Source organism: Arthrobacter sp. 210 2, assembly GCF_059093025.1.
Genome location: NZ_JBNHIE010000004.1, coordinates 49,649 through 75,203 on the forward strand (window position 1 = coordinate 49,649; position 25,555 = coordinate 75,203).

The window sequence follows — 25,555 nt, forward strand, 5'->3', positions numbered from 1 at the left end:
TAGCCGCACAGCAAAAGCGCCGTCCGCCTCTTTCCCGAGGCGGGCGGCGCTTTGCCGTTCCTGCTTTCCTTACTTGTCCGTGCCTGCATAGGTCACGGACGGCATGGCCGGCGTTTCCATGCCCTCGCCGATGAAGAAGCTCGGGTGCGGCGGCTGGTTGTACGCCACGTTTTCCCGGGCCACGGCGGTGCGGTACACCGGATCATGCATGAGGGTGCGGAGCCGGACCTCGGTTGGTGAGGTGCTGGTGTAGATCCGCAGTTCCGTGCTGTCCCACGACGGGAAGGCAAGCTCCTCGCGCCAGTCACCCAGCAGGTCCGCCTGGAGTGAGGGGTTGCCCTTGGTGTGGTTGTTGGTGCGGGCGCCGGTGGCCGTCAGCAGCCTGTCGCTGGACTCGGTTTCCCAGTTCCACTTGGAGATGGTGGGCACGCCCACGCCGGCAACGGCGTCGAAGTCGTGGTCCACAATTTCGCGGAGCAGGTCGCCATCCCACCAGGCCAGGAAGTTGGCGGCAGGAATCTTATTGGCAATGAGTTCACCATTGGCCGAACGCAGCTGGCCCACGGGCGAGTTCCAGGCGGCGTCGCCGCCCACTGCCCAGCCTTCAGCTCCGGCATGGCGGGGATCGATGTCCCCGGCTGCGCCGCGGCCGGTGTCGCGGGTGGCCGGGATGCTCCAGAGCACCTCGCCGGTGGCCGAGTCGCGGAAGGTGGCGCCGCGGTTGCCGCTCTGGCTCATGCTTTCGTGCACGGCGAAGGTCTCCAGGCCGGGCCGGGAGGGGTCCAGGTCGCTGGTGTGGATGGCGTCGCCGTGGCCCAGCTTGGTGTTGTACAGCGGGGCGCCGTTGTCGTCGATGGTCATGGAACCGAAAACGAACTCGTCCTTGCCGTCCTGGTCCACGTCCGCCACGGAGAGGTTGTGGTTGCCCTGGCCCTTGTACTCGCTGCCCGCGGCGTCGGAGTCGAACGTCCAGCGCTTGACCAGCTTGCCGTCCACCAGGTCGTAGGTGACCAGGACGGTGCGGGTGTAGTAGCCGCGGCTGAACATCAGGGAGGGCTTCTCGCCGTCGAGGTAGGCCACGGCCGCGAGGAAACGGTCCACGCGGTTGCCGTAGCCGTCGCCCCAGGCGGACACGGTACCGCGCGGCGGGTCGTAGGGCACAGTGTCCATGATCGTTCCGGTGGCACCGTTGAAAACGGTGAGGTACTCGGGGCCGGACAGGATGTAGCCGCCGCTGTTGCGGTGGTCCGCCGCGGCGTCGCCGATGACGGTGCCCGCAGCGTCCTTGGTGCCGTCCGCGGTCTTGAAGGAGACCTCGGCCTTGCCGTCGCCGTCGAAGTCGTAGGCCAGCAGCTGCGTGTAGTGGGCGCCGGCGCGGATGTTGTGCCCGAGGTCGATGCGCCAGAGCTTCGTGCCGTCCATCTTGTAGGCGTCAACGTAGACGTTGCCCGTGTAGCCGGACTTCGAGTTGTCCTGCGCGTTGGACGGGTTCCAGAGCTGGATGATCTCGTAGCTGCCGTCGCCGTCCAGGTCCGCCGTGGTGGCGTCATTGGCGGTGTAGGTGTACGGCTTTCCATCCTTGCTGACGCCGTCGGCCGGCTTGTCCAGCTTGATGGACAGGTAGTTTTGCGCCAGCGGCGTGAATTCGGGGCTGAGCTTGTCCTGCCCGTTGCCGTTGCCCACGGTCTTGATGACGTACTTCGAGGCTGCGGTTCCTGCCGGGTCAACGTACGTTGTGGTGTTACGGATGGGCTCTTCGGTGAGCTGGACGCCGTCGCGGATCACGTGGAACCCGACGCTGTCCTGGTCCAGGCCCAGCATGCGCCAGCCCAGGGAGACACCCTGGTCCGTCAACACGGCTACCGGCGCCCGGTCCAGGTTCTCCACCTGGCGCTTGAGGTCGGCCTTGCCGGAGGCAGCCGGAAGGCTGGGGTTTGCCTGGGCCAGGGGAACCCCGGTGAAGGCGAGCGTGGCTGCGGTCAGGGAGGCGGCAGCGGCAAGGGGTGCAGCTTTCCAGGCCCTGCTGGCCCTGGATCGGAGGGAGCATTTCGAGGGATAAGGCAAAGAACATCTCCTTTGATGCGGCGGCAGCTGAGTCTGCCGCACGACAGTTTGGAACGTTTCACTCAGGCCCTAAAGTCCTCCAAGGCTGATCTACTGGGGAGTTCAAGGGGCGTGGAAAACGCTTTCTGCCCTTTAGGTTTATCAGCGGCCCTTGGACGCGGTCAAGGACTTTCCGGTACTAAATGGGAGAATTTGTTCTATTTACTGTGCCTTCGCTGCCGCCGCCTGCAGCAGCGGCAGGGTCCGGGTGGGCATCACTTCCACCAGCGACATGGCCGTGCTGGTGCGGACGACGCCGGCAATCGCCAGCATGCTGTTGGTGACCCTGTGCAGATCGGCCGGGTCCTTCGCGGCCACCTTCGCGAGCAGGTCGGCGTCGCCCGTGGTGGCATGCATCTCGATGATTTCCGGGATGGTGCGCAGCGCCGCCACCGCCTCGTCACTTGAGGACTGGCTGATCGAAATCGAAATGAACGCGATCAGCGGGAGCCCCAGCGCCTCGGTGCGGACCCGTTGGCTGAACGGAGCCAGGCTGCCGTCGCTGACCAGCCGCCGGAGCCGGGCATGGACGGTGTTGCGTGCCACGCCGAGTGTTCGAGACAGGGACAGGACCGTGGCCTGCGGATCCCGGTCAAGTGTGAGGAGGATCTCGGCATCAAGAGCATCAATGAGGTGCATACTGAGCATTTTGCCACCTCAGTCCATCCGGAAGCCCGGATCTGTCCTGCCGGGAACGGCTGTGTTGCGCAGACTCCACGCCGTGTCACACGATGCCTGTATGACCAGCACCCTCCCCGAAGCGGCAGCGCCCGGACTCCGCGCCGCCGTCGCCAGCCTTCCCGCGTATGTTGCCGGCAAGAGCGCAGAGTCGGCACTGACCGCTGCCCTGGCCTCGAATGAGAGCCATTTCGCTCCCCTGCCGTCCGTCGTCGACGTCATCTCGGCAGAGGCTGCCCGGATGCACCGCTACCCCAGCATGGGAGCAGTGGATGCCCGCGAAGCGATCGCCCGCCACCACGCGGTGTCAGCCGACGAAATTGCGGCGGGGCCGGGCAGCTCTGGGGTTCTGCAGCAGATCATCTCCGCGGTCTGTGACCACGGAGACGAGGTTGTTTTTGCGTGGCGGTCCTTCGAGGCCTACCCCATCCTGGTTACCGTGGCCGGCGCAGCGCCCGTCCCCGTACCGCTGCTGGACAACGAGCAGCACGACCTTGCCGCCATGGCCGCCGCCATCACGGACCGCACCCGGCTGGTGATCCTCTGCTCCCCCAACAACCCCACGGGCGTCTCCATCGAAGCCGATGCGCTCGAGGAATTCCTGCGGGCCGTTCCGCCGCGGGTCCTGGTGGTCCTGGACGAGGCCTACATCGAATACCAGCGCGGGCCCGGTGTGGACTCCCTGGAGTTCTACCGGCGGTATCCCAACCTGTGCATCCTGCGGACCTTCTCGAAGGCCTACGGACTCGCCGGTCTGCGGATCGGCTATGCCATTGCCCGGCCTTCCGTGGCCGACGGCCTCCGCCGCACCGCCATCCCCTTCGGCGTCAACCGGATGGCCGCAGCCGCCGCCGTCGCATCACTGGCGGCCAGTGACGAGATTCTGGCCCGCACCAGCGCGGTGGCCGAGGAACGCACCCGCGTCATCGCAGCGCTCCGCGGCTTGGGCTGGAACGTCCCGGACAGCCAGGCCAACTTCTACTGGCTCCGCGCCTCCGACGAGCTGCGGGAGCAGCTGTTGGACGCCCTTACCGCGGCAGACATCCTGGTCCGCGGCTACGCGGGCGACGGCGTCCGGATCACCCTGGCGGACAGGGAAACGAATGACCGGGTGCTCGCCGTCCTTGCGGACCGCGGGAGGTTTGCCGCCCAGTGAGCACCTCGACCGTAACCACCGCTGTCCCCGCCACGCGGGAAGAAGGGACGACGGCGGCACACGCCGCGCCGCCGTCGGCCGTCCGCCATTCCCTGGCTGAGGACGTCCTGGGCATCCTCACCGGCACGTTCGCTGCGTCGCTGGGCCTGTACCTGCTCAAATCCAGTGAAGCCGTCACCGGCGGGACCGCCGGCCTGGCCCTGCTGCTCAGCTACACCATTCCGCTGCCCTTCGGCGTCATCTTCATGGCGGTGAACCTGCCGTTCTTCGGCCTGGCGGTGTGGAAGAAGGGCTGGAACTTTGCGCTGCGGACCGGGGCCTCCGTTGCCCTGGTCTCCGTCATGGCCAGCATGCATCCGGCGGCGCTCGGCGCGCTGGACATCGATCCCGTGTATGGGGTGCTGGGCGGAAACCTGCTGGCCGGCGTCGGACTGCTGATCATCTTCCGGCACAAGTCCAGCCTGGGCGGGTTCAATATTTTGGCCCTGCTGCTGCAGGACAAACTGAAGTGGCGTGCCGGGTATGTGCAGATGGTGCTGGACGTGGCCATCGTGCTGGCCGCCCTGGCACTGGTGCCACCGCTGATGGTTTTGCTGTCCGCGGCCGGCGCCACCCTTTTGAACCTCATCGTCGCCCTGAACCACCGCCCCGGCCGCTACCTGGGAAAGTAGCTGCCGGGCCGCCCCTTTATTCCCCGAAACGGCCAGAAATATCTTCGGAGGGGCCGTGGTTGCCGCCCACATGACAACAATCGGAATCATCGGTGCAGGACATATTGGAAGCCAAGTCGCCCGGAAGGCGGTGGAACTGGGCTACGACGTCGTCATCAGCAACTCCCGCGGGCCGGAGACGCTGGCGGACCTGGTGGCAGAACTCGGCCCCAAGGCCCGTGCCGCCACTCCCGCAGAGGCAGCAGCGGCCGGCGACTTCGCCGTGGTCACCGTCCCGCTGAAGAACTACAAGGACATTCCGGTGGAGCCGCTGGCTGGCAAAATCGTGATCGACACCAACAATTACTACTGGGAGCGGGACGGCCGGATCCCCGCCCTGGACAACGGCGAAGCCACCACGTCCGGGCTGCTGCAGGAACACCTGCCGGAGTCCAAGGTGGCCAAGGGCTTCAACCACATCATGGCTTCCGACATCACCACGGACGGGACCCCCACCGGAAGCGAGGACCGGCGTGCCCTGGCAACAGCCAGCGACTACCCGGAAGCCGCCGAACTGGTGACCCGCCTGTACGACGAGTTCGGCTTCGACACCGTGAACATCGGCCTGCTGGAGGACAGCTGGCGGGTTGAGCGGGACCGCCCGGCCTATGTGGTGCGGCAAAACGCCCAGGAGCTCAAGGACAACCTGGCCAAAGCAACGCGGACCGTCTAGCCCTGTATCCGGACACGGAAACCGGCTGCCAGCAGCCCCGCGAACGCGCGTCTGCTGGCAGCCGGTTTGTGTTGGATCTAGCCCCAGGCCGGGACCAGGACCACCTCATGCGGGCTGGCCGGCCGACCGAACTGGGCATTGACCGCGGCCAGGGTGTCCCCAAACCTGGCAACAGTTGTGGGGACGTCGAAGTGCGTGCTGGTGATGACGTCCTTGACCGTGAACGAGGACAGGTCATCGGCGAGCTCCAGCCGGCTGATCTGGTTGGACATGTTCTGGACTGCCCATACCGTGTGGCGCTTCACCAGGATCCCGTCCACGAACTGGAGGTTCGGTCCCTTGATCCTGTTGCTTTCCCCGCTCCTTGAATGCACTGTGTAGAGGGCCTGGTTCTTGCTGTGGGCGACGATCAGCACCCGGCCGTCCCTGGCCGACGCAATGCCGTTCATGCCGAAGTCCTCAGGCGCCAGGGCAGCTCCTGCCTCGCCCAGCACGGTCAGCGTCCTGACATTCTTGCGTACCTCACCCCAGCGGCTGACCTTGACCAGGTACAGCTCGTTGTACTTGGAGTTGGTGAACCAGGCGCCGTCGTCCGTGAGCGTCACATCATTGATGAACGCCCCTTCCTTTGTGGACAGGGTGAGCTCGGCGACCGTTGCCTTGGTTTCGGTGTTGTAGACGAACGCCTTGCCCGTCATACCACCGGCCACAAACAGCAGATCGTTCCTGGTGTCCGCCTTCATGCCGACGGCCATCCTGCCAGCCGGCACGTCAATGAAGCGCGTGGCTTTTCCCTCACCAATGTCGCCGCGGAAAATATCACCGCTCATCAGCTCGCCGGCGTAAAAAGTTGTTCCCTCGCCGGCCGCTATGCCCTCGGCGGAGGTGGCGCCGTCGAGCACAATGACGTCGTCCCGGGACGGCGGTGAGGCCGTTGCCGGCAGTGCGGTGGGCAACAGCAGAGCTAGAAGAGCGATGAATCCGACCGCGGTACGGCGCTGTACGTTTCGGCGCATGATGCTTCCTTGATTGGCGGATGCGCGGGGCCGATCTGCGGCAGCTCCGCACGATGGTGCTGCCAGTTTAAGACTGCCGGATAGGCCCGCCAAGGCATCAAAGCCCCCCTTCTGCTTACAATCGAAACCTCAATCGACTACTGAGGGACCCATGAAGAAATTCGCCACAGCCCTGTTCGCCGCCGGCCTCGTTGTCTCCGCCACGGCCTGCTCCGCCTCCAACCAACTGTCCACCGCTGAAACCTGCGAGCGGATCCAGTCCGTTGTGTCGAACCCCGCCAACAACGCCGGCAAGACAGGCATGAACCGCCTCGCCAACCAGATCCGCCCCATCCACGCGGTGGCATCGGACGATCTCAAGCCCGCACTGGAGTCCATCCTCGAATACACGGACGAGCAGGCCAAGGAGACGCCGGACGAGGCCAAGCTCGCCGAACTCCAGGCAGGCTACGAGCAGGCCGGCAGCACGTACAGCCAGTTCTGCAGCTAAGTATTTCTTCGCTGACCGGACCCGGCCGCCTGGACTACAGGGTGGCCGGATCCGTATTGGCGCCGCACAGGATGACAGCCACGCGCTCATCCGGGCGGGGCACATAGGCGCCGGAGGCCAGCGCGGCGTACGCGGCCGCGGCACCGTGCTCCACCACCATCCGGTAGCCGTCCCAGAGGGCCGCACGGGCGGCAATGATGTCGTCGTCGGACACCAGGACACTTTCGACGCCGGTGCGGACCGCCACGGAGAAGCCGATGCCACCGATGCTGCGGGCGCCCAAAGAGTCCGCGGCCACTCCGGAGACCGGCACGTCCACCGGTTTTCCGGCGGACAGCGCCGCGTGCAGCGTGGGCGCCCTTGCGGGTTCCACCGCCACCACCTTGGCATGGCCCTCCACGGCAGCGGCGATCCCTGCCATCAGTCCGCCGCCGCCCACGGCCACCAGGACGGTCTCCACGCCAGGCACCTGGTCCAGCAGTTCGGATCCCACCGTTCCTGCGCCGGCCGCGATTTCCGGCTGGTCATAGGCATGGCAGTAGACCGCGCCTGTTGCCTTGGCATGCGCAACGGCCGCCTGGTACGCGACGGCATATTCCGCGCCGCCCTGCACCACCGTGGCGCCGATGGCCTTCAGCTTCCGGACCTTGACCTCCGGTGCGGCCGCAGGAACAAACACGGTGGCGGGCACGCCGAGCTGCGCGGCGGCGTAGGCATTGGCGAGCCCGGCATTTCCGCCGGAGGCCACCACCACGCCCACCTCCGGGCGCAGTTCGCCGCGTTCCTTGCTGGCCAGGATCCGGTTGAGGGCTCCGCGGGCCTTGAAGGTCCCGGTGTGCTGCATGAATTCGCACTTGAACCAGACGGTGCCGGGAAACGCGTCCCGGTCAGCCTCCATCACGGGGGTCAACCGGGTGAGGCCGGCGGTCCGGCGCGCGGCCCGGTCCACGTCGGCGCGGGTGATCATGTCAGACCTCGTCGTCCCAGGTTCCCGGCTCCTCGAGCGCTTCCTCGGGCTTGTCGTCCTGGCCAGGGTCGCCGCTTCCCACGTACGACGCCGGTACAGTGCCGGCCGCGTGCGCCTGCTGCTCCTCGCGGATGTTGGACGCGTGGGGAAGCTCGGGGTGCTGCCCGCTCTGCGGGGCCTCCGTTAGGGCATCCTGAGCACCCTTGGCTTCGTCAGGATCGCCGGGCCCCCGAAGGTCCGCGGTGTTCTGGGGTTCGTCGTTGGAAGCGGTCATGGTCCTGCCTTTCACCGTGGGAAAACTGGCTGCCGGGGCCGGAGCGGAGCCCGGCACCGGTTTCCAGCCTACGGCTGCACACGCGGGTTCGGGCAGGCAGCAGGGCCGAACCTGTGAATTGTCCGGCGTAAGCTGTGAAAACCGGCCCGCTACCTGTGAATTGCGACTCAACCGGGACTTCCGCGGCGTCCCCGGCGTTTAACCCCATGGCGGAAGGAGGCCACGTGATTATTGTTCTCACCGGAATCGACGGTTCCGGCAAGTCCACGGCGGCCCGTGCCCTGGTTTCCGCCGTTCAAGCCAAGGGCGGCAAGGTACTGCTGCTGAACAACCATGCGGGCCGGCGCAGCATGTCGGTCCTCGCCGCAAAGTGGGGGATCCGGCTGCCGGACCGCCTGGCTGACGGCATCGAAACCATCTTCCGCGTCTGGAATGTCCTGGTCTCCCACGTGCGGGCCGGCCGCTTCGACGGGCTGGTGGTCATGGACCGCCACCTCTACTGCCAGCTGGCCCTCCGCGCCACCAAAGGCCTACCCCGCGGCCGCTTTCTGCCGTGGCTCCTGGCCGTGCTGCCACACCCGGATGCCGTCATCCACTTGGACGCGGACCCGCGTGAGGCGCACCGGCGGATTGTTGCCCGCGGGACAGACGCCGAGACCCTGGAGGACCTCACCGCCTTCCGGGATGCCTACGCGGGGCTGCCGGAATACGAAGGCTTCGTCAAGGTGGATGCCACCCTTCCGGCTTCGGAACTGGCTGACCGCCTTGAGTCCGTTGTCAGGGACGTCGCCGGCCGCATCCCGGCTCCGGCAAAGAAAGCAGCCACGAAGTGAAAGATGGGCGGGACCAGGTCCCGCCCACCTTTCTGGTTTGCCCTGCTACTGCGAGGCCGTCGGCGATGCCGCCGGTGTTTCGCTGTCAACCGTCTCGGTGACCGTCACTGTTGGTGACGGTGACTCGTCAGGCGAGGCAGTGCCCGTGGAACGCGACGTGGACGTCGACGTCGGGCTGGACGTCGCGCCGCCGCCGTCGGCCTGCTCAAGCACCTCATTGATGAGGTCCTCGAGTTCCTTCTGGTCAGCGTCACCCAGGTCCGCGCCGCTCTTGGTGGCCACTACCAGCAGCCTGTCCTCGGCCGCGGAAACCTGCATCAGCTTCTGCTGGTTCTCGCCGCTGCGGGTGCTGAGGGTCGCGAACGTCTCCTCCGCATCGGTGTTCGCCTGCAGTTCCTCGCTGGACACTTCGTAGCTCTGGCCCAGCGCCTGGACCGTGAAGGTGGCGCACTGGCTCATTTTGCCCTTGATGTCGGTGAGGACCTGCTCTGCGTCAGGCCCTTCGCTGCCGGACTGGGCGGAGAGGGTGCGGGGCGAGTTGCCTTCGGAAATCGCGACGGCCACCTCGCCGTTTTCCACGGTGTCCAGCAGGCCTGCGGTGGCAATGTCCTTGCAGTCCTCGGGATCCACAGTGGCCGTGCTCAGGAGCAGGTTGGCGAGGTTCCCGCCTTGGTCCACCTGCTCCTTGGAGTAGAGCTTGAGCTCGTTGCCGTCCGCGTCGGTCTTGCCGGAGATGAGGTTGCGAAGCTCATCCTCGGTGTACACCTTTGCGTCTTCCGTGGCGGAGGACGTCGGCGTCGGCGTGGGGCTGGGGCTGGCGGAACCGCCGCCGCCTCCGGTGCAGCCGGCCAGGGCCAGCATTGCAGCAGTCATCAGTCCGAGTGCTGGAACTTTTCGCATGAGGACAACCCTTTCGAGATAGAAAGCATGCTTAGTGTTTCCAGCGTAAAGGGTCTGCGCCGGACTCGCACGTCACGGAGCGATAACTTTAGGGCCGTGTCCGCATCAGGGGGTCCCGGTAGAGGGGGTCCCGGTCAGGGGGTGCCGCTGACGGCGGATGGGGTGGACGGCGGATGCCGCCACGCGCCGCTGGCCTTCGCCTGGTGTCCCAGGTTCCTGGAGATGGCCCGGGCAGCAGCCCTCACCAGGGGCACCAGTTCATGGGCCGGTGTGGCCGCATCCGGAATCACGATGGACAGCGCCGCAACAACGTCGCCGTCCGCTCCGTGGATGGGCGCCGCTACGGATACCGTGCGGGAGGGATGGGTCCTGCGGACCAAGGCGGCGCCGGAGTGCTTGACTCCGGCGAGCGCCGCCCGGAGCTCCTTGGCTGGCATGCTTTCGGACCCGGGCTCGGCATCCCCAGGCTGCGCGAACACCTCGGCCTGCAGTTCCGGTCCGGCATGGGCAAGCAGCACCTGCCCGACGGCGGTCGTGCGCAGGGGCAGCCGGCCTCCTACGCGGTAGGCCACCTCGGTTGCGGTCCTGGACGAGAGCCTATCGATGAGTACCGCGTCGCTGCCTTCGCGGACGGCGAGGAGCACATGGTGGCGGGTCACCTCGTACAGGTCCTCAAGGTACGGCAGCGCTATTTGCCGCACACCGTGGCCGCGGGGCGAGAGCGACGCGATCTCCCAGAGCCGGACACCCACCACATAGCGCCCGTCCTCCAACTTTTCCAGAGCGCCCCACTCCGTCAGGTGCCTGGCCAGGCGAAGGGTGGTGGCAGGGGCGAGGCCGGCCAGGCGGGACAGCTCGGACAGGTTGAGTGCGCGGCGCTGTTCCGTGAACTGCCCCAGCAGGCTGAGCGCCCGGACCACCACTGGCTGGCCGGCACCTTGGGGAACCACTCCGGCCACCCTGCCTGCTCCCGCCATAATGCCTCCACGCCCTTGATGTTCTCCTCCAAGCCTTCCGTTTGTGGCCCCCGCCACAAAGTGACTTTTCACTGAGTGAAAAGTACGATTTCGGAAGCTTGGGTTCGGGGACAGGCTGATGGACGTCCCGCCGGCGATCCTGTTGCCGCCCCTCCCCCGATTGGAATCAACGATGAACTCCAATGCCCCCAGGAAATCCCTGCTCGGAATTTTTGTCTTGTGCTGGCTTGGCCTGCTCGCCGACGGTTATGACCTCTACGTCTACGGCGCCACCCTTCCCGGCCTGATCGGCCAGCCGCCGTTCAACGTCACGCCTGCCGCCGCGGGCGCCGTAGGGTCCATCGCGCTGGTGGGAATGCTGCTCGGCTCCCTCATCGTCGGAACCCTGACGGACCGGCTGGGCCGGCGGCGGATCTTCGTCAGCGCCCTGGCCCTGTTTTCGCTGGCCATGCTGGCATGCGCCGCGGCGCCCACCTGGGAGTTGTTTGCGGTATTCCGCTTCATCGCCTGCTTCGGCGTGGGCGGCCTGCTTCCGACGGCGGTGGCGCTCACCAACGAGTTCGCCCCGCCGGGCAAAAAGTCCCTGGTCCTGGGCGCCGTCCTCACCGGGCCGGCGACAGGCACAGTAGTGGCTTCCCTGACCTCGCTGGCCCTGCTGGAATCGAGCGGCTTCCGCCCGGTCTACGCCATCGGCGCGGGCGGCCTGCTGCTGGTTCCGTTCGCCTGGTTCCTGCTGCCGGAGTCGCCGTCGTTCCTGCGGACCCAGCTCCGCACCGTGGAGGCAGACCGGATTGAAGCCATATACGGCCTTCCCCGCACGGCCGACGTGCCGGCAGCCGCCGTCCGCATCTCCCCCACCCGTGCACTGTTTGCCCAGGGCACCGCCCGCACCACCCTCCTGCTGTGGGCCATCACGGTACTGAGCCTGCTCACCATCTTCGGCGTCAGCACCTGGCTCCCGCAGATCATGCGGACGGCAGGGTTCGGCGTCGGCTCCTCCGTGTCTTTCCTGCTGGCCTACTCGGTGGGCGCCGTGGTGGGCACCGTCCTGGCCTCGGTTGCCAGCCAGAAATTCGGACCCCGGCCGCTGGTGATCGTTGGTTTCGCCAGTGCCGCCGCCGCCCTGCTCCTGATGTCCGTCAACCCGCCCGCCGCGGTGATGACGGTGCTCGCCGCCGTCGCAGGCTTTGGCGGGCTGGGCACGCAAAACATGATCAACGACTACATCGCCCAGTTCTACCCTGCGGCCACGCGCGCCACCGGGCTGGGCTGGGCGCTGGCGGTGGGACGCATCGGTGCCATCGCCGGGCCCACGTACGGCGCACTGCTGGTGAGCTTCGGCGGTGGAGTGCCCGCGGCCGCCATGGCCTTTGCCGCACCGGCCGTGCTGGGCGCGGTGCTGATGCTGGCCCTCCGCACCAAGGCCGCCCGGCGCACAGCTCTGGACCGGGACGCCGAGCTGGTCGCCTGACCTCTCCCGCCCGGCCTGCAGCGGCCAAGCAAAGCCACTGCGGCCCCTCCTGTGGAATAATCCGAAGCAGTGGTCCTCACCGGACCGCTCCAGGATCAGGAGGGGCCCGCTTTGTCCGCCACATCAAGGAGCACCGCCGGGGCGGCCGGCGCGGCCATCAACAACTCGCAGGTCCCCAAGCACGAACAGCTGCGGCTGATCATCCTCAAGCTCGCCAAGGAAGAACTGGAGCCGGGCGCCAGGCTCCCCAGCGAGCGGACCCTCATGGATTCCTACGGCGTCAGCCGCATCACGGTACGGGCCGCCATCGGACGCCTGGTCAACGAGGGGCACCTGGTCCGGGTTCCGGCGAAGGGCACGTTCGTGGCGGACTCGCCGGTGCAGTCCACGCTGCACCTGGCCTCATTCACCCAGGAAATGGAGTCCATGGGGCACGTCCCCAGCACGGTGGTACTGGTGGCGGAAACCGGCACCGCCCCGGAGGACACCGCCGAAGCGCTCAGCCTGCTGCCGGGTTCCGAGGCCATCCACCTGAAGCGGCTGCGCCTGGCGGACGGCCGGCCGGTCAGCGTGGACGACGCCTGGTACAACCCGGAGCACGCCCGTGGCCTGCTGGAGATTGACCTGACCGGCTCGGTGTACAAGGCCCTGGCGGCGCAGTTCGGCCACCAGATCGACCGGGCGCGGCAAAGCGTGCGGTCCGAGGGCGCCCCCGCCGACGTGGGGGCGCTCCTCGGAACCGGGACGGGCGCACCGGTACTGGCGTTTGACCGGGTTTCCTATTCAGGGTCCCTGGCCATTGAACATTCCCGCTCCTGGTACCGCTCGGACCGCTACTCGCTGAACATGGAAGTCCGGCTCTAAACGGACTTCCCGGCGAATGCCGGCCCAGGGCAGGCGTTAGTCCAACGAGAACAGGTGGGCACCCGCGGACACCGCTCCGGTTGCCGCCAGCGTTGCCGTGTCCGGCTTTGTATCGAGGACGACGACGGGACTCACCATCGAGTAACCGGCCGCCAGGGCGGCGGTAGGGTCCACATGCATCACGGGCTCACCGGCGGCGACGGAATCTCCCTGGGCGATCAGCAGCTTGAAGCCTTCGCCCTTGAGCTTGACGGTGTCGATGCCCACGTGGGTGAGCACTCCCCGCCCGGCTGGCTCCACCACCACAAAGGCGTGCGGCAGGAGCTTGACCACTTTTCCGGCAACCGGGGACACGACGTCGAATGCCTCGCCTGCCGGCGGCTCGACGGCCGCGCCGGAACCCACCATCTGGCCCGCGAAAACGGGATCCGGGACGTCGGACAAGGGAACCACGCTGCCGCTGATGGGCGCGTGGACAACCAGCGTTTCCGGCATCAGAGCAGGTCCTCGATGTCTTCGGCCAGGTTGTCCGCTTCCGGGCCCACAATGACCTGCACTGCGGTGCCGGCCGCAAGGACGCCGTGGGCTCCGGCGGCCTTCAGGGTGGCTTCGTTGACCAGCGACCCGTCCTTGACCTCGGTGCGGAGACGGGTAATGCAGGCCTCGACTTCCACAATGTTGGCGGCTCCGCCCAGGCCCTCAATGATCTTTTCTGCTTTGGACATGGCTGCCCTTTCTGACGGTGCCCCGGGGAGCACTGCTTCAGCACCAGGACCGGCGGCCCAAGTGCGACCAATTATGTGCCGGTTCATCGGAACTGTCAGCGGCTGCCGGAAGATCTTCTCCCTTGACAGTCGCTCGTGGGATGAATCACACTGAACTGGTCATAACCAGACAGTACCGGCTGGAACCGTTTCTCCACAAGCCCCACCCGATCCCCGCAGAGGTGTAACCATGTCAACATCCGAGACCGCCGCCCTGGCTCCAGAGAAGAAGCCAAACAGGGCCTTCGCAACCCTCCAGCGGCTGGGCCGCTGCCTGATGCTGCCCATCGCCGTCCTCCCCGCAGCCGGCATCCTGCTGCGCATCGGCCAGGCCGACCTGCTGGGCGCGATACCGGGCTTCGAAGGCGGCGCTGCCGTCATCTCCGCGGCAGGCAATGCCGTGTTCACCTGGCTGCCGCTCATCTTCGCCGTCGGCATCGCCATCGGCTGGGCCAAGAAGGCCGACGGTTCCACCGCCCTGGCAGCAGTGGTGGGATACATGGTGATCGACGGCGTCTTCAAGGCCATGTCCCCGCTGGTCCTGGCCGGTCAGCTTGACCCCGCCGGCAAGCCCGCGATGATCAACTACGGCGTCCTGGCCGGCATTGTGGTGGGCCTGTTGTCCGCCATGCTCTGGCAGCGCTTCTACCGCACCAAACTGCCGGACTTCCTGGGCTTCTTCAGCGGCCGCCGCCTGGTGCCCATCCTGACGTCCGTCACCAGCCTGGTTGCCGGCGTCGTCCTTGCCCTGTTCTACCCGCTCTTCAACGCCGGCCTCTCGGCAGTGGGTGAAGCCGTCGCGGGCAACGCCGTGGCCGGTGGCGGCGTCTACGGTTTCGCCAACCGCATGCTCATCCCCGCAGGCCTGCACCACATCCTCAACTCCGCCGTCTGGTTCCTCATCGGCGACTACACGGACGCATCCGGCCAGCTGGTCCGCGGCGACCTCAACCGCTTCTTCGCCGGCGACCCCAGCGCGGGCATCTTCATGACCGGCTTCTTCCCCATCATGATGTTCGGCCTGCCGGCAGCAGCCCTCGCCATCTGGCGCCACGCCAAGCCCTCACAGAAGAAGATCGTGGGCGGCATCATGCTCTCCACCGCCCTCACCGCGTTCTTCACGGGCATCACCGAACCGCTGGAGTACTCCTTCATGTTCGTCGCCTTCCCGCTTTACATCGTCCACGCAGTCCTCACCGGCACCTCCATGGCACTGGTCAACGCCCTGGACATCCACCATGGCTTCACTTTCTCCGCCGGGCTGATCGACTTCGTCCTCAACTTCGGAAAATCAGAGAACGGCTGGCTGCTCATCCCCATCGGACTGGGCTATGCGGTGATCTACTACTTCCTCTTCTCCATCGTCATCAAACGCTGGAACCTGCGGACGCCCGGCCGTGAGGACGACGAAGTCAGCGTGGATACGGACGCCGCCAAGTAACGGCGCTCCGCTCCTCCCCCTACTGCACCTGCAACCGAAAGCAGCTTCACCGCATGGAAATCATCATCCTTCCCACCCCGGCCGACGTCGCCCGCACGGCGGCAGACGCCATCGAAGAGCAGGTCCGCAGCGGCCCGTCCGTCCTTGGACTGGCCACCGGGTCCACGCCCCTGGGCACCTACCAGGAACTCATCAAACGGCACCGGACCGGCGGCCTGAGCTTCGCGCAGGCGCAGGCGTTCCTCCTCGATGAATATGTGGGGCTGCCCAGCGCACATCCGCAGTCCTACCACTCCGTGATCCGGGACGAGTTCACGGCCAGCGTGGACTTTGCTGCGGACACAGTGCACGGCCTGGACGGGATGGCGGCGGACCCCGAGGCCGAGGCGGAACAGTACGAGGCCCGGATTTCAGCGGCGGGAGGGGTGGACATCCAGATCCTGGGCATCGGGACCGACGGGCATGTGGGCTTCAACGAGCCCATGTCCTCGCTCGGCTCACGCACCCGGATCAAGACGCTCACCCGCCAGACGCGGCAGGACAACGCGCGCTTCTTTGGTGACCCGGCGGATGTCCCGGACCACGTCCTGACGCAGGGGCTGGGCACCATCCGCGAAGCACGGCACCTGCTGCTGCTGGCCATGGGGGAGGCAAAAGCGGAAGCCATCGCGGCCGCCGTCGAAGGCCCTGTTGCTGCCCTTTGCCCGGCTTCGGCGCTCCAGATGCACCCGCACGTCTCTGTGCTGGTGGACGAGGCGGCGGCTTCCCGGCTGGCGCACCGGGACTACTACACGGACACTTTCGGCCGGAAGCCGGCGTGGCAGGGGCTCTGAGCATGGGACGCGACGCACCCGTTACTGTCATCGGCCCGCCGCAGCTTGAACTTGCCGTGGAAAATGCCGACGGCGTACGGCTGGCTGCCGCCGTCGGCGCTGCCCGGGTGGAACTCTGCGCAGCCCTTGCCGAGACGGAGGGCATCACCCCCAGCATCGGCACGGTGGAGCAGGCGTGCCGTGCGGGCCTTCCCGTCCACGTCCTGGTGCGGCCGCGCCCGGGCAACTTCAGCTATACGCGGGAGGAACTGGAGGTCATCGAGCGTGATGTGGCTGCGTCAATGGATGCCGGCGCCGCAGGGGTGGTGGTGGGCGTACTCGCAGCTGACGGCGGCCCGGACGCTCCGGCGATCCGCCGGATAGCCGAGGTGGCACGCCGGTACAAGCCCTCCGCAGAGGTCACGTTCCACCGCGCGTTCGATGCCGCGCTTGCTCTTGGATTCGACCCTGCGGATGCACTGGCCCGGTTGGAAACAGCAGGTGTGGACCGGGTGCTCACCAGCGGCGGCAGCCCGGACTGTGCGGCCGGCCTCAGCATGCTGGGCCGGCTGGTGGAGCTGGGACGGACGCACGCGCCGGCGGTCCAGATCATGGCCGGCGGCGGGGTGACGCTTGAGCTGGTACCGTCGCTTCTCGAGACCGGCGTCCATGCCGTGCACACGTCCGCGCGGCCTCGCCTCGGCATCTCCGGTGCGGACCGGACGGCTGCCGCAGACCCCGCCCTTGCAGCCCGGATGGCGGCAGCACTGACAACGGGAGGCCGCTAGCGATGGGTAACCAACTGGTACTCCGTGGCCGCGTGGTCACCGGAAGCATGGACGTGGCCGATGGTGTTGTAGCGGTCAACGGCGGCCGCATCACCTACGCGGGTCCGGCGTCCGGCTTTGCGGGGCAAGGTTCCCCTGATTCAGCTGACCGGTTTCTGTTGCCCGGCCTGGTGGACCTGCACTGCCACGGCGCGCTCGGCTCGGACTTCTCGGAGGGTTCCGTCGACGGTGCCCGGTCCGCGGCGCGCTACCTGCACAGCCGGGGCACCACCACACTGCTGGCCAGCCTGGTGACCGGGTCGCCTGAGGACTTGGTCCGGAACCTCACGGCGCTGCGGACTGTGGCAGATGAGGGCCTGATTGCCGGTTCCCATTTGGAGGGCCCCTTCCTCGCTTCGGGGCAGTGCGGCGCGCACGATCCCGCGTTGCTGCTTGAACCGGATCCGCGCCTGGTGGCCGAACTGCTGGACGCGGCCGGCGTCTCCCTGGCCTCCATGACTCTCGCGGCCGAACTTCCCGGGGCGTCCGGGCTGGCGGACCTCCTCGCAGCCCGCGGGATCATCCCCTCGCTGGGGCATACTGCCGCCGACAACAACGCTGCCGCCGATTTCCTGCAGCATGTGGCCGCCGGGCTCGCCGGTCCGGCGAATCCTACGGGGCGGCTCCGCCCAACGGTCACCCATCTGTTCAACGCCATGCCCAGCCTGCACCACCGTTCCCCCGGCCCGGTCTCGGCCAGCCTTAGTGCTGCCCGCGCCGGCAATGCCGTGGTGGAGCTGATTGCCGACGGTGTCCATCTTGCTCCGGAGACGGTCAAGCTGGTGTTCGACCTGGTGGGCGCAGAAAACATCGCCCTGGTCACGGATTCCATGGCGGCTACCGGCCTGCAGGACGGACAGTACCGGCTGGGTTCGCTGGCCGTGACGGTGGATCAGGGCGTGGCCAGGGTGGACAGCACCGGTGCCATCGCGGGTGGAACCTCCACTCTGCTGGATGTTGTCCGCAGTACCGTGGCTGCGGGTGTGCCGCTGCAGGATGCCGTACTGGCGGCCAGCGGCGTTCCCGCCGAGGTCCTGGGACTGTCCTCGCAGGCAGGCGACCTGCGCGCGGGAATGCCGGCCGACGTCGTCGTGGTTGATGCGGACCTGAACCTTGCCGGTGTGCTGCGGCGGGGCGAGTGGGTGACCGCGCTGGAACGGTCCGGGTAGACGACAGCTAATCCGCGCCCGGCAGGCAGACCTCCACAAGCCCGTCGGTGATGCGGGTTTCGAAGCGCGGCTGGCGCGAGGTGGCCGGCCCGGCCTGCACCTCACCGGTCCGCAGCGAGAAGGTGCTCCGGTGCCAGGGGCAGACGACACAGGGTTCACCGCTATCACTGCCGGCCTCGGGTGCACCCTGTTTGAGTTTGCCCTCGTGCAGCGGCCCGGAGAGGTGGCTGCAGACGTCGGAGAGTACGTTGAGCGTGTCCCCCTCCCGGAAGACGAGCAGCGGCAATCCGGCAACATCGCGCTTGTGGAGCGTTCCGTCGGGCAGTTCCTCAAGCGGCGCGAGGGGGTGCCAGCCGGACGGGAAGCGGTGCGGGATCTCCTCGCTGTGGTTCACTCCAGCGGCCTGCCGGTAGGTGAGGTGGCCACCCAGGAAGCCGCTGGCGCTCACTGTGGCAAGCCCGAGATACGCCAGCACCTTCCCGCTGCCCTGGCTGCCGCGGGCGCGTTGCACCAGCGACGCAATGTAGAGGCTTGTTGCAGCGATGTTGGCGGAGGCGTGGACCAGTCCCACCCTCTGCTGCTGCGGGTGCAGTTGGGACCAGTCGGTAAATCCGGCCACGGCAGACGGTACAACGCTCACGGTCCCCACCCCGATCAACAGGGTGGCAGCTTTTTCATTGCCGGGAAGCGCGTCCAGGACTGCGGCCGAGATCCAGGCGCCGATGGGCACCTGGACGGCGAGCGGGTGAACGGGGTGGCCGATGGGCACTCCGTGGAGGATGTCCCGGGCCCACCGCGGGCGGATCACCCTTTTCACGGCTTTCCGGACGCTCTTGGCCAGCGGATCAAGCCATTCGGCGTCTTCGAGTCGGGTAACAAGCTCAAGTGCAGGCAGTGGCTTCATGTGTGTCCCCTTACCCCGTTAACCGGTGTCCAGTCGTTGCCCGCGAGCTTAGCCGCTGGCGCACGCGGGCAACAGGGCTGTTCCGAAGCCGGGAGCGGAGGTCAGCGGAGCGGCGATCCCAGCACCCTGAATTGGTTGCCGCCCATCTCACCGGACAGCAGGGGCATGGCTTCGGCGATCGCTGCCCGCACGCTGTCCAGCTGCAGCGAAGCCCGATGCGCTTCCGGCGATTCCCACAGCTCGCACACAAAAACGGTGTCCGGAACGTCGTCATTGATGCCCACTTCGTAGAGCAGGCAACCGGCTTCCTTCAGCCCGGGCATGGGCCGGAGCAGGATGGATACGACGGCGTCGCGCTGGCCGGGCTTGGTTCCGAGGCTTCCCACATTTGCAAAAGTCATACGGACAGTCTGCAGGACGGGTGCGACAGAACGCCCTTAAAACAGGACCTGCGTGGCAGGACCGGGCAGCGGTGCCGGCTCTATTGCCGTTCGCGCTTGGTTCATTAGCCGCCCCTCCCAACAGATGTCGCACCCCTGTGGTTGGATGGTGTTCTCTTTGGGGATGGAGGCTGACATGGAAGTCTGGACGGGGAACCCCTATCCGTTGGGTGCGACGTACGACGGCAGCGGCACGAACTTCGCGTTGTTCAGCGAGGCCGCGACCGCTGTTCACCTCTGCCTGTTCGACGAGGACGGCACTGAACAGCGCATCCGGCTGGAAGCCGTGGATGGCTTCGTGTGGCACTGCTACCTTCCCCATGTCCTGCCGGGCCAGCTGTACGGCTACCGTGTGGACGGCCCCTACAATCCGGCAGAGGGCGTCCGCTGCAACCCGAACAAGCTGCTGATGGACCCGTATGCGAAGGCCATGAGCGGCGGCATTACGTGGGGCCAGCCCATGTTCTCCTACAACTTCGGCGATCCTTCGTCCTTCAACGCTGAAGACTCGGCATCCAGCACCATGCGGTCCGTGGTCATCAGCCCCTTCTTCGACTGGCAGCACGACCGCCCGCCGAAAATCCCCTACAACGACACTTTGATTTATGAGGCACACGTCAAGGGCCTGACCATGACCCATCCGGAGGTGCCGGTAAAAGAACGCGGCACCTATGCGGGCATCGCGCACCCGGCGGTGATCGAGCACCTGCAGAAACTTGGCGTCACCGCCATCGAGCTGATGCCCGTTCACCAGTTCGTCCAGGACAGCGTGCTGCAGGACAAAGGCCTCAGCAACTACTGGGGCTACAACACCATCGGCTTCTTCGCCCCGCACGAAAGCTACAGTTCCAGCAGCAGGCCGGGGCAGCAGGTGCAGGAGTTCAAGGCAATGGTCCGCTCCCTGCACGCCGCGGGCATCGAGGTGATCCTCGACGTCGTCTACAACCACACCGCCGAGGGGAACCACCTGGGTCCCACCCTGTCCTTCAAGGGCATCGACAACGAGGCGTATTACCGGCTGGTGGACCACGACAAGCAGCACTACCTGGACTACACGGGCACCGGCAACACCATCAATGTCCGGCACCCGCACGCCCTCCAGCTGCTGATGGACTCGCTGCGGTACTGGGTGCTGGAGATGCATGTGGACGGTTTCCGCTTTGACCTCGCCTCGGCACTGGCACGGGAGTTTTATGAGGTGGACCGGCTGTCGAGCTTCTTCGACCTGGTCCAGCAGGACCCCGTGGTGTCGCAGGTGAAGCTGATTGCCGAGCCCTGGGACGTCGGCCCGGGCGGCTACCAGGTGGGCAACTTCCCGCCGCTGTGGACGGAGTGGAACGGAAAGTACCGCGACGCCGTCCGCGACTTTTGGCGTGGCGCCCCCGCCACCCTGGGCGAGTTCGCGTCCCGGCTTGCCGGCTCCTCGGACCTCTACGAAAGTTCAGGCCGGCGGCCGGTGGCCTCCATCAACTTCGTCACTGCCCATGACGGCTTCACCCTGCGCGACCTGGTTTCCTACAACGCCAAGCACAACGAGGCCAACGGCGAAAACAACAACGACGGCGAATCCCACAACCGTTCCTGGAACTGCGGCGCCGAAGGCCCCACCACGGACCAGGGCATCCTGGCGCTGCGGGCACGGCAGCAGCGCAACCTGCTGGCCACGCTCCTCCTCTCCCAGGGAGTGCCCATGGTGCTCCATGGTGACGAACTCGGCCGCACGCAGCAGGGAAACAACAACGCCTACTGCCAGGACTCACCGCTGTCCTGGATCAACTGGGACACCGCGGACCAGCCGCTGACAGAGTTCCTCGCCGCCGTCACCACCCTCCGCAGGGAGCACCCAACCTTCCGCCGCAACAGGTTTTTCCAGGGCAGGCCCGTGCGGCGCAGCCTGGGGCAGCCCCTTCCGGACATCGTCTGGCTCAACACGGATGCGTCCGAGATGGTTCCCGAGGACTGGGGCAACCCCCTCGCCAGGGCCCTCGGAGTGTTCTACAACGGTGAGGCAGTGGGCAAGGACCACCGAGGCCGGGTCATCCACGACCACAACTTCCTGCTCTTCTGCAATTCCGGGGACGACCCCGTGGACTTCACCCTGCCCAGTGCCGAGTACTCGCCCGCCTGGGAGCAACTGATCGACACCGCGGGTGAACATGCGGACCAAGGTTTCCTTGAGGCCAACGGCACCGTGAAACTGGCCGGCAAGTCCCTGCTGGTCCTCCGGGCGTACGCCAAGCCACCGGAAAAACCGGACCACTCCGTGGCGGCCTCCCTTGCCCTGCTGGCAGCACCGGAAGCAGGAGGAGTGCGGACGTCCTGAGCGTCAGTCCGCGGCGTTGAGCGCGCCGGCCTGAACCACGACGGCGCCACTCGCCGTCGTGTCTCCGTTCAGCATCCAGCCCACCCGCTTGACCGTCCGCAGCATCACCACGCTCTCCACCAGCTCCATGCCCGGGACCTTTTGCTGCAGGGCGAGTTCTGCCGTCATCACGTCCGCGAGGGACTGCAGCCACATAATGATCACGAAGTTGGTGGGCCCCGTGGTGGAGGCACTCAGCCGGACGTTGCTGATGGTGCGGATGGCAGCAGCCGCTTCCTCATGCCGGCCTGCGGGGACGTTGGCGAACCACTGGCACGTGACCGGGTAGGAAGAGTAGCCCTGGGCAATTTCGCACCGGAACAACAGGATTCCGCTGGCCAGCACCCGGTTGAGCTGCCGCTGCACCGTTGCCGGGTGCCGCCCCAAATCCCGCGCGATCTCGGCCGCGGTTGCCCTGCCGTCCCGGGCCAGGAACGGCAGCAGGTCCAGGTGGCTTTCGGGGAGTTGCCCCGCCACAGCCTGTTTTCCGTCCGACGTGCCCGGCTGACCGAGCGTCCGCAGGGTCGCCAGCTGCGCGCGGCTCAAAATGTTGAGCCGCCACTCATCGGCGCTGGTGTGGAGCCGGGTGCACAGTGCCGTCTGGTACTTGGTGAGCCCTTCGATGGTTTTCAGCTGGGCAATCACCTTGGTGCTGAACTCCTCCAGCGACCTGGTGATCACTGTCAGCATGAGGTCCCGGTTGCTCGCCGCCTCTTCAACGGTGATGATCTCCGGGATGGCGGCCAGCTGGGCGGTGACGCTGTCCCGCAGGTTCATGTCGCAGTCGACGGCCACAAAGGCGAGCAGCATCTGTTGCGGATCACCCGCCAGATGCGCGGTAACCCAGGCCGCGCCGCCGGACTTCAGCCGTTCCCATCGTGCCGCCAGCGTGGTGGCATGGACGCCGAGGACCTTTGCGGCGTCGGCCCAGCCCAGCCTGGGAGAGGTTTGCAGGACCTGGATCAGGGCCAGGTCTTCCTCGCTCAATTCCACGCTTAGTCCCGCTCCTCTTCTGCACGAATCCTGCCTGCAGAATGCAGAGCCTGCATACTTTCTGCGCTTTCACGGATTGTGAACCACACCACTTCACAATAGTCCACAAGCCGGAAAGCCAATGCCAAGGAGTTATTCGTGACGATTACCGCCGACGCCCGCGACCTGCAGGACGACCTCATCCGCCTGCGCCACGACCTGCACCGGCAGCCGGAAATCGGCCTGGAACTTCCCCGCACGCAGGAGCGTGTCCTGCAGGCCTTGGACGGCCTGCCCTTCGAGATCACGCTGGGCAAGGAAACGACGTCGGTCACCGCCGTGCTGCGCGGAGGCACCGGCTCAGCCGCGAATGAAAAAGGGAAGCAGCGGCCGGCGGTGCTCCTCCGTGCGGACATGGACGGCCTTCCCGTCCAGGAGAAGACCGGTGTTGACTACACGTCCAGGACCGACGGCGCCATGCACGCCTGCGGCCACGACCTGCACACGTCCATGCTCGCCGGAGCCGCCACCCTCCTGGCCGAGAAACGGCACCAGCTGGCGGGCGACGTCGTCCTGATGTTCCAGCCCGGCGAGGAAGGGTTCGACGGCGCCAGCTACATGCTCCGCGAAGGTGTCCTGGACGCAGCCGGAACCGGCGTCCAGGCTGCCTACGGCATGCATGTGTTCTCCTCGCTCGAGCCGCACGGCACCTTCTGCACCAAACCGGGCGTTATGCTCAGCGCCTCTGACGGACTTGAGGTCACCATCCTCGGCGCCGGGGGCCACGGTTCCGCCCCGCATGCGGCCAAAGATCCGGTGACAGTCGCCGCCGAGATGGTGACCGCCCTGCAGGTGATGGTCACCCGGCAGTTCAACATGTTCGATCCCGTGGTCCTGTCCGTGGGCGTACTCCACGCCGGCACAAAGCGGAACGTCATCCCCGAATCGGCCCGTATCGAGGCCACCGTCCGGACCTTCTCCGAGGCCTCGCGGCTGAAAATGATGGAGGCCGTCCCGCGCCTGCTCAAAGGCATTGCGGCTGCGCACGGGGTTGAGGTCCACGTGGACTACCAGCAGGAGTACCCCCTCACCATCACGGATGAGGACGAAACGCACACGGCGGAGAAGGTCATCTCCACGCTTTTCGGCGAAAGCCGCCTCTCACGCTGGGCCACCCCACTCAGCGGTTCCGAGGACTTCTCCCGGGTGCTGGCCGAGGTCCCCGGCACGTTCGTGGGCCTCAGCGCCGTTGCTCCGGGCGGCGACCCCGCCACCTCCCCTTTCAACCATTCCCCCTACGCCACGTTCGACGACGGCGTGCTGGCTGACGGAGCCGCGCTCTACGCCCAGCTCGCCATCTCGCGGCTTGCCGCACTTTCAACAGCGTCGTAACCACCGGCAGCAGCGCCGCTGCCCGGCATCCCCCTCGAAGCACCTTCGAACCGACCACCAGGAAGTCATCATGTCCATCACAGCGCACAAGCAGCAGGCTGGACGCACGTCCACCGCGAAGACCATCGTCGGAACAGGCATCGGCAACGCCGTTGAATGGTACGACTGGGCCATCTACGCCACCTTCACGCCGTTCATCGCCAGCCAACTCTTCAGCAAGGCGGACCCCGCGTCGGCCGTCCTGTCCACCCTGGCGATCTTCGCCGTCGGCTTCGTGGCACGGCCCTTCGGCGGCTTCCTCTTTGGCTGGATCGGCGACCGGGTGGGCCGCAAGACATCCATGACGCTCGCCGTCGGCCTGGCATCGCTGGGCAGCCTCATGATCGGCATCGCACCCACATTCGCCAGCGTCGGCGCCTGGGCCTCGCTCATGCTGCTGGTGGCGCGGCTCGTCCAGGGCCTGGCGCACGGCGGTGAGCTGCCGTCATCCCAGACGTACCTTTCCGAGATGGCTCCCAAGGAGCACCGGGGATTCTGGGCCACGCTGATCTACACCTCGGGAACCGTGGGGATCCTGTTCGGCACGCTGCTGGGCGCAGTGCTGAACATGGCGCTGACCACCGAGGCAATGAACGAGTGGGGCTGGCGCATCCCGTTCCTGCTGGGCGCCGCGATGGGCCTCTACGCGCTGATCATGCGGTCGCGGCTGCATGAAACCGAGGCATTCGAGGGCGAAACCACCTCTCAGAAGCGGGCGCCCATCTGGCCGCAGATCGTCCGCCACCGCAAGCAGGCCCTGCAGGTCATCGGGCTGACGGTAGGCCTCACGGTCATCTACTACATCTGGGGCGTGGTGGCACCCAGCTACGCCACCACCGCGCTGAAGATCGACCGCGGCGAAGCTCTGTGGGCCGGCGTAATCGCCAATGTCGTGTTCATCGCCGCGCTGCCGGTGTGGGGCAAGCTCTCAGACCGGATTGGACGCAAGAAGGTGCTGTGGTCCGGCGCGATCGGCTCCGCGGTGATGCACTTCCCCATGACCTGGCTCCTGAAGGACTCGGCCTGGCAGCTGGCCGTAGGCATGTCCGTCATGCTGGTCTTCATCGCCGCGAGCGCCGCTATTGTCCCGGCCGTCTACGCCGAGCTGTTCCCCACGTCCATCCGCACCGTCGGCGTCGGCGTGCCGTACTCCATCTGTGTGGCCGCTTTCGGCGGGACCGCCCCGTACCTGCAGCAGTGGCTGGGGACGACCCTGGGCGCGCCACAGGTGTTCAACGTGTACGCGGTGGTGCTGCTGGCCATCAGCGCAGCGTTTGTCTTCACCATCCCTGAGACGAAGGGCAAGGATCTTACGCACTAG

Annotated in this window: 26 protein-coding genes; 14 read left to right on the forward strand and 12 right to left on the reverse strand. The window is 66.6% G+C overall.

Annotated elements, in window-relative coordinates; genetic code table 11:
- Positions 1-69 precede the first annotated feature (69 nt).
- Together AC5RWA_RS09760 and AC5RWA_RS09765 are read right to left on the reverse strand one after the other, a co-directional pair.
- Positions 70-2,064: a rhamnogalacturonan lyase gene (locus AC5RWA_RS09760; RefSeq protein WP_494057457.1), complete on the reverse strand. Its 1,995-nt coding sequence runs from the start codon at positions 2,062-2,064 to the stop codon at positions 70-72.
- A gap of 201 nt (positions 2,065-2,265) precedes the next feature.
- Entirely contained in the window at positions 2,266-2,751 is a 486-nt protein-coding gene (locus AC5RWA_RS09765; protein ID WP_494057458.1) for an Lrp/AsnC family transcriptional regulator, read from the reverse strand.
- Between the two features lie 91 nt (positions 2,752-2,842).
- Here AC5RWA_RS09765 and hisC point away from each other — a divergent pair, with 91 nt between their 5' ends.
- The 3 genes from hisC to AC5RWA_RS09780 all read left to right on the forward strand — a co-directional run bounded on the left by hisC (position 2,843) and on the right by AC5RWA_RS09780 (position 5,320).
- The gene (hisC, locus tag AC5RWA_RS09770) at positions 2,843-3,937 is read left to right on the forward strand and encodes a histidinol-phosphate transaminase (protein ID WP_494057459.1); all 1,095 of its coding nucleotides are present in this window, start codon (positions 2,843-2,845) and stop codon (positions 3,935-3,937) included.
- Positions 3,934-4,608 (forward strand): YitT family protein, encoded by a 675-nt coding sequence (locus AC5RWA_RS09775; RefSeq protein WP_494057460.1) that lies wholly within the window; start codon positions 3,934-3,936, stop codon positions 4,606-4,608. The genes hisC and AC5RWA_RS09775 overlap by 4 nt, the downstream gene beginning before the upstream one ends.
- A gap of 70 nt (positions 4,609-4,678) precedes the next feature.
- Positions 4,679-5,320, forward strand: coding sequence for an NADPH-dependent F420 reductase (locus AC5RWA_RS09780; protein ID WP_494057461.1), 642 nt, complete (start codon positions 4,679-4,681; stop codon positions 5,318-5,320).
- Between the two features lie 77 nt (positions 5,321-5,397).
- Here AC5RWA_RS09780 and AC5RWA_RS09785 read toward each other — a convergent pair whose 3' ends face one another.
- Complete coding sequence (locus tag AC5RWA_RS09785) at positions 5,398-6,336, reverse strand: YncE family protein (RefSeq protein ID WP_494057462.1); 939 nt, start codon at positions 6,334-6,336, stop codon at positions 5,398-5,400.
- Positions 6,337-6,487: 151 nt separating this feature from the next.
- Here AC5RWA_RS09785 and AC5RWA_RS09790 point away from each other — a divergent pair, with 151 nt between their 5' ends.
- On the forward strand, positions 6,488-6,826 hold the full coding sequence (locus AC5RWA_RS09790) for a hypothetical protein (protein ID WP_079595203.1): 339 nt from the start codon (positions 6,488-6,490) through the stop codon (positions 6,824-6,826).
- A gap of 34 nt (positions 6,827-6,860) precedes the next feature.
- Here AC5RWA_RS09790 and AC5RWA_RS09795 read toward each other — a convergent pair whose 3' ends face one another.
- Together AC5RWA_RS09795 and AC5RWA_RS09800 are read right to left on the reverse strand one after the other, a co-directional pair.
- Positions 6,861-7,793 carry a threonine/serine dehydratase gene (locus AC5RWA_RS09795; RefSeq protein WP_494057463.1) on the reverse strand — a complete coding sequence of 311 codons (933 nt, stop codon included), beginning with the start codon at positions 7,791-7,793 and terminating at the stop codon, positions 6,861-6,863.
- A 1-nt stretch (position 7,794) separates the two neighbouring features.
- The gene (locus tag AC5RWA_RS09800; RefSeq protein WP_494057464.1) at positions 7,795-8,067 is read right to left on the reverse strand and encodes a hypothetical protein; all 273 of its coding nucleotides are present in this window, start codon (positions 8,065-8,067) and stop codon (positions 7,795-7,797) included.
- Positions 8,068-8,291: 224 nt separating this feature from the next.
- Between AC5RWA_RS09800 and AC5RWA_RS09805 the strand changes: the two genes are divergently transcribed.
- Positions 8,292-8,900 (forward strand): nucleoside/nucleotide kinase family protein, encoded by a 609-nt coding sequence (locus AC5RWA_RS09805; RefSeq protein ID WP_494057465.1) that lies wholly within the window; start codon positions 8,292-8,294, stop codon positions 8,898-8,900.
- 45 nt (positions 8,901-8,945) lie between these two features.
- Here the strand turns inward: AC5RWA_RS09805 and AC5RWA_RS09810 are convergent, their stop codons facing one another.
- Together AC5RWA_RS09810 and AC5RWA_RS09815 are read right to left on the reverse strand one after the other, a co-directional pair.
- A complete protein-coding gene (locus tag AC5RWA_RS09810) occupies positions 8,946-9,800 on the reverse strand; it encodes a hypothetical protein (protein ID WP_494057466.1) in 855 nt (284 codons plus the stop codon).
- A gap of 134 nt (positions 9,801-9,934) precedes the next feature.
- Positions 9,935-10,777, reverse strand: a complete 843-nt coding sequence (locus AC5RWA_RS09815) for an IclR family transcriptional regulator (RefSeq protein ID WP_494057467.1) — start codon at positions 10,775-10,777, stop codon at positions 9,935-9,937.
- 172 nt (positions 10,778-10,949) lie between these two features.
- Between AC5RWA_RS09815 and AC5RWA_RS09820 the strand changes: the two genes are divergently transcribed.
- Both AC5RWA_RS09820 and AC5RWA_RS09825 read left to right on the forward strand, forming a co-directional pair.
- Complete coding sequence (locus tag AC5RWA_RS09820) at positions 10,950-12,248, forward strand: MFS transporter (protein WP_494057468.1); 1,299 nt, start codon at positions 10,950-10,952, stop codon at positions 12,246-12,248.
- A gap of 111 nt (positions 12,249-12,359) precedes the next feature.
- Positions 12,360-13,112 carry a GntR family transcriptional regulator gene (locus AC5RWA_RS09825; RefSeq protein WP_494057469.1) on the forward strand — a complete coding sequence of 251 codons (753 nt, stop codon included), beginning with the start codon at positions 12,360-12,362 and terminating at the stop codon, positions 13,110-13,112.
- Between the two features lie 36 nt (positions 13,113-13,148).
- Here AC5RWA_RS09825 and AC5RWA_RS09830 read toward each other — a convergent pair whose 3' ends face one another.
- Together AC5RWA_RS09830 and AC5RWA_RS09835 are read right to left on the reverse strand one after the other, a co-directional pair.
- Complete coding sequence (locus AC5RWA_RS09830; RefSeq protein ID WP_494057470.1) at positions 13,149-13,607, reverse strand: PTS sugar transporter subunit IIA; 459 nt, start codon at positions 13,605-13,607, stop codon at positions 13,149-13,151.
- Positions 13,607-13,837 (reverse strand): PTS sugar transporter subunit IIB, encoded by a 231-nt coding sequence (locus tag AC5RWA_RS09835; RefSeq protein ID WP_079595209.1) that lies wholly within the window; start codon positions 13,835-13,837, stop codon positions 13,607-13,609. Before AC5RWA_RS09835 ends, AC5RWA_RS09830 begins: the two co-directional genes overlap by 1 nt.
- Positions 13,838-14,066: 229 nt before the next feature.
- On the opposite strand from AC5RWA_RS09835, the gene AC5RWA_RS09840 reads away from it, so the two are divergent.
- From AC5RWA_RS09840 to AC5RWA_RS09855, 4 genes are read left to right on the forward strand one after another with little or no spacing between them, the layout of a single operon-like run.
- Positions 14,067-15,317, forward strand: a complete 1,251-nt coding sequence (locus tag AC5RWA_RS09840) for a PTS transporter subunit EIIC (protein WP_079595210.1) — start codon at positions 14,067-14,069, stop codon at positions 15,315-15,317.
- Between the two features lie 53 nt (positions 15,318-15,370).
- Positions 15,371-16,150, forward strand: a complete 780-nt coding sequence (gene nagB / locus AC5RWA_RS09845; RefSeq protein WP_494057471.1) for a glucosamine-6-phosphate deaminase — start codon at positions 15,371-15,373, stop codon at positions 16,148-16,150.
- Positions 16,151-16,152: 2 nt separating this feature from the next.
- Positions 16,153-16,917 (forward strand): copper homeostasis protein CutC, encoded by a 765-nt coding sequence (locus tag AC5RWA_RS09850; protein ID WP_494057472.1) that lies wholly within the window; start codon positions 16,153-16,155, stop codon positions 16,915-16,917.
- 2 nt (positions 16,918-16,919) lie between these two features.
- A complete protein-coding gene (locus tag AC5RWA_RS09855) occupies positions 16,920-18,125 on the forward strand; it encodes an N-acetylglucosamine-6-phosphate deacetylase (RefSeq protein WP_494057473.1) in 1,206 nt (401 codons plus the stop codon).
- A gap of 7 nt (positions 18,126-18,132) precedes the next feature.
- Here AC5RWA_RS09855 and AC5RWA_RS09860 read toward each other — a convergent pair whose 3' ends face one another.
- Both AC5RWA_RS09860 and AC5RWA_RS09865 read right to left on the reverse strand, forming a co-directional pair.
- Positions 18,133-19,029 carry a Rieske (2Fe-2S) protein gene (locus AC5RWA_RS09860; protein ID WP_494057474.1) on the reverse strand — a complete coding sequence of 299 codons (897 nt, stop codon included), beginning with the start codon at positions 19,027-19,029 and terminating at the stop codon, positions 18,133-18,135.
- 101 nt (positions 19,030-19,130) lie between these two features.
- Positions 19,131-19,430, reverse strand: a complete 300-nt coding sequence (locus AC5RWA_RS09865) for a putative quinol monooxygenase (RefSeq protein ID WP_079595215.1) — start codon at positions 19,428-19,430, stop codon at positions 19,131-19,133.
- Positions 19,431-19,605: 175 nt separating this feature from the next.
- On the opposite strand from AC5RWA_RS09865, the gene glgX reads away from it, so the two are divergent.
- On the forward strand, positions 19,606-21,792 hold the full coding sequence (glgX, locus tag AC5RWA_RS09870; RefSeq protein WP_494057475.1) for a glycogen debranching protein GlgX: 2,187 nt from the start codon (positions 19,606-19,608) through the stop codon (positions 21,790-21,792).
- A gap of 3 nt (positions 21,793-21,795) precedes the next feature.
- Here the strand turns inward: glgX and AC5RWA_RS09875 are convergent, their stop codons facing one another.
- Positions 21,796-22,824: an Lrp/AsnC family transcriptional regulator gene (locus AC5RWA_RS09875; protein WP_476245793.1), complete on the reverse strand. Its 1,029-nt coding sequence runs from the start codon at positions 22,822-22,824 to the stop codon at positions 21,796-21,798.
- Between the two features lie 138 nt (positions 22,825-22,962).
- Here AC5RWA_RS09875 and AC5RWA_RS09880 point away from each other — a divergent pair, with 138 nt between their 5' ends.
- The gene (locus tag AC5RWA_RS09880) at positions 22,963-24,195 is read left to right on the forward strand and encodes a M20 metallopeptidase family protein (protein ID WP_494057476.1); all 1,233 of its coding nucleotides are present in this window, start codon (positions 22,963-22,965) and stop codon (positions 24,193-24,195) included.
- A gap of 70 nt (positions 24,196-24,265) precedes the next feature.
- On the forward strand, positions 24,266-25,555 hold the full coding sequence (locus tag AC5RWA_RS09885; RefSeq protein ID WP_079595219.1) for an MFS transporter: 1,290 nt from the start codon (positions 24,266-24,268) through the stop codon (positions 25,553-25,555).

Coding starts and splice junctions, on each gene's coding strand:
- AC5RWA_RS09865 (WP_079595215.1), bottom strand. CDS start 19,430: ATGACTTTTGCAAATGTGGGAAGCCTCGGAACCAAGCCCGGCCAGCGC.
- AC5RWA_RS09820 (WP_494057468.1), top strand. CDS start 10,950: ATGAACTCCAATGCCCCCAGGAAATCCCTGCTCGGAATTTTTGTCTTG.
- AC5RWA_RS09840 (WP_079595210.1), top strand. CDS start 14,067: ATGTCAACATCCGAGACCGCCGCCCTGGCTCCAGAGAAGAAGCCAAAC.
- AC5RWA_RS09850 (WP_494057472.1), top strand. CDS start 16,153: ATGGGACGCGACGCACCCGTTACTGTCATCGGCCCGCCGCAGCTTGAA.
- AC5RWA_RS09785 (WP_494057462.1), bottom strand. CDS start 6,336: ATGCGCCGAAACGTACAGCGCCGTACCGCGGTCGGATTCATCGCTCTT.
- AC5RWA_RS09800 (WP_494057464.1), bottom strand. CDS start 8,067: ATGACCGCTTCCAACGACGAACCCCAGAACACCGCGGACCTTCGGGGG.
- AC5RWA_RS09810 (WP_494057466.1), bottom strand. CDS start 9,800: ATGCGAAAAGTTCCAGCACTCGGACTGATGACTGCTGCAATGCTGGCC.
- AC5RWA_RS09855 (WP_494057473.1), top strand. CDS start 16,920: ATGGGTAACCAACTGGTACTCCGTGGCCGCGTGGTCACCGGAAGCATG.
- AC5RWA_RS09815 (WP_494057467.1), bottom strand. CDS start 10,777: ATGGCGGGAGCAGGCAGGGTGGCCGGAGTGGTTCCCCAAGGTGCCGGC.
- AC5RWA_RS09835 (WP_079595209.1), bottom strand. CDS start 13,837: ATGTCCAAAGCAGAAAAGATCATTGAGGGCCTGGGCGGAGCCGCCAAC.
- AC5RWA_RS09780 (WP_494057461.1), top strand. CDS start 4,679: ATGACAACAATCGGAATCATCGGTGCAGGACATATTGGAAGCCAAGTC.
- nagB (WP_494057471.1), top strand. CDS start 15,371: ATGGAAATCATCATCCTTCCCACCCCGGCCGACGTCGCCCGCACGGCG.
- AC5RWA_RS09790 (WP_079595203.1), top strand. CDS start 6,488: ATGAAGAAATTCGCCACAGCCCTGTTCGCCGCCGGCCTCGTTGTCTCC.
- AC5RWA_RS09830 (WP_494057470.1), bottom strand. CDS start 13,607: ATGCCGGAAACGCTGGTTGTCCACGCGCCCATCAGCGGCAGCGTGGTT.
- hisC (WP_494057459.1), top strand. CDS start 2,843: ATGACCAGCACCCTCCCCGAAGCGGCAGCGCCCGGACTCCGCGCCGCC.
- AC5RWA_RS09795 (WP_494057463.1), bottom strand. CDS start 7,793: ATGATCACCCGCGCCGACGTGGACCGGGCCGCGCGCCGGACCGCCGGC.
- AC5RWA_RS09860 (WP_494057474.1), bottom strand. CDS start 19,029: ATGAAGCCACTGCCTGCACTTGAGCTTGTTACCCGACTCGAAGACGCC.
- glgX (WP_494057475.1), top strand. CDS start 19,606: ATGGAAGTCTGGACGGGGAACCCCTATCCGTTGGGTGCGACGTACGAC.
- AC5RWA_RS09885 (WP_079595219.1), top strand. CDS start 24,266: ATGTCCATCACAGCGCACAAGCAGCAGGCTGGACGCACGTCCACCGCG.
- AC5RWA_RS09765 (WP_494057458.1), bottom strand. CDS start 2,751: ATGCTCAGTATGCACCTCATTGATGCTCTTGATGCCGAGATCCTCCTC.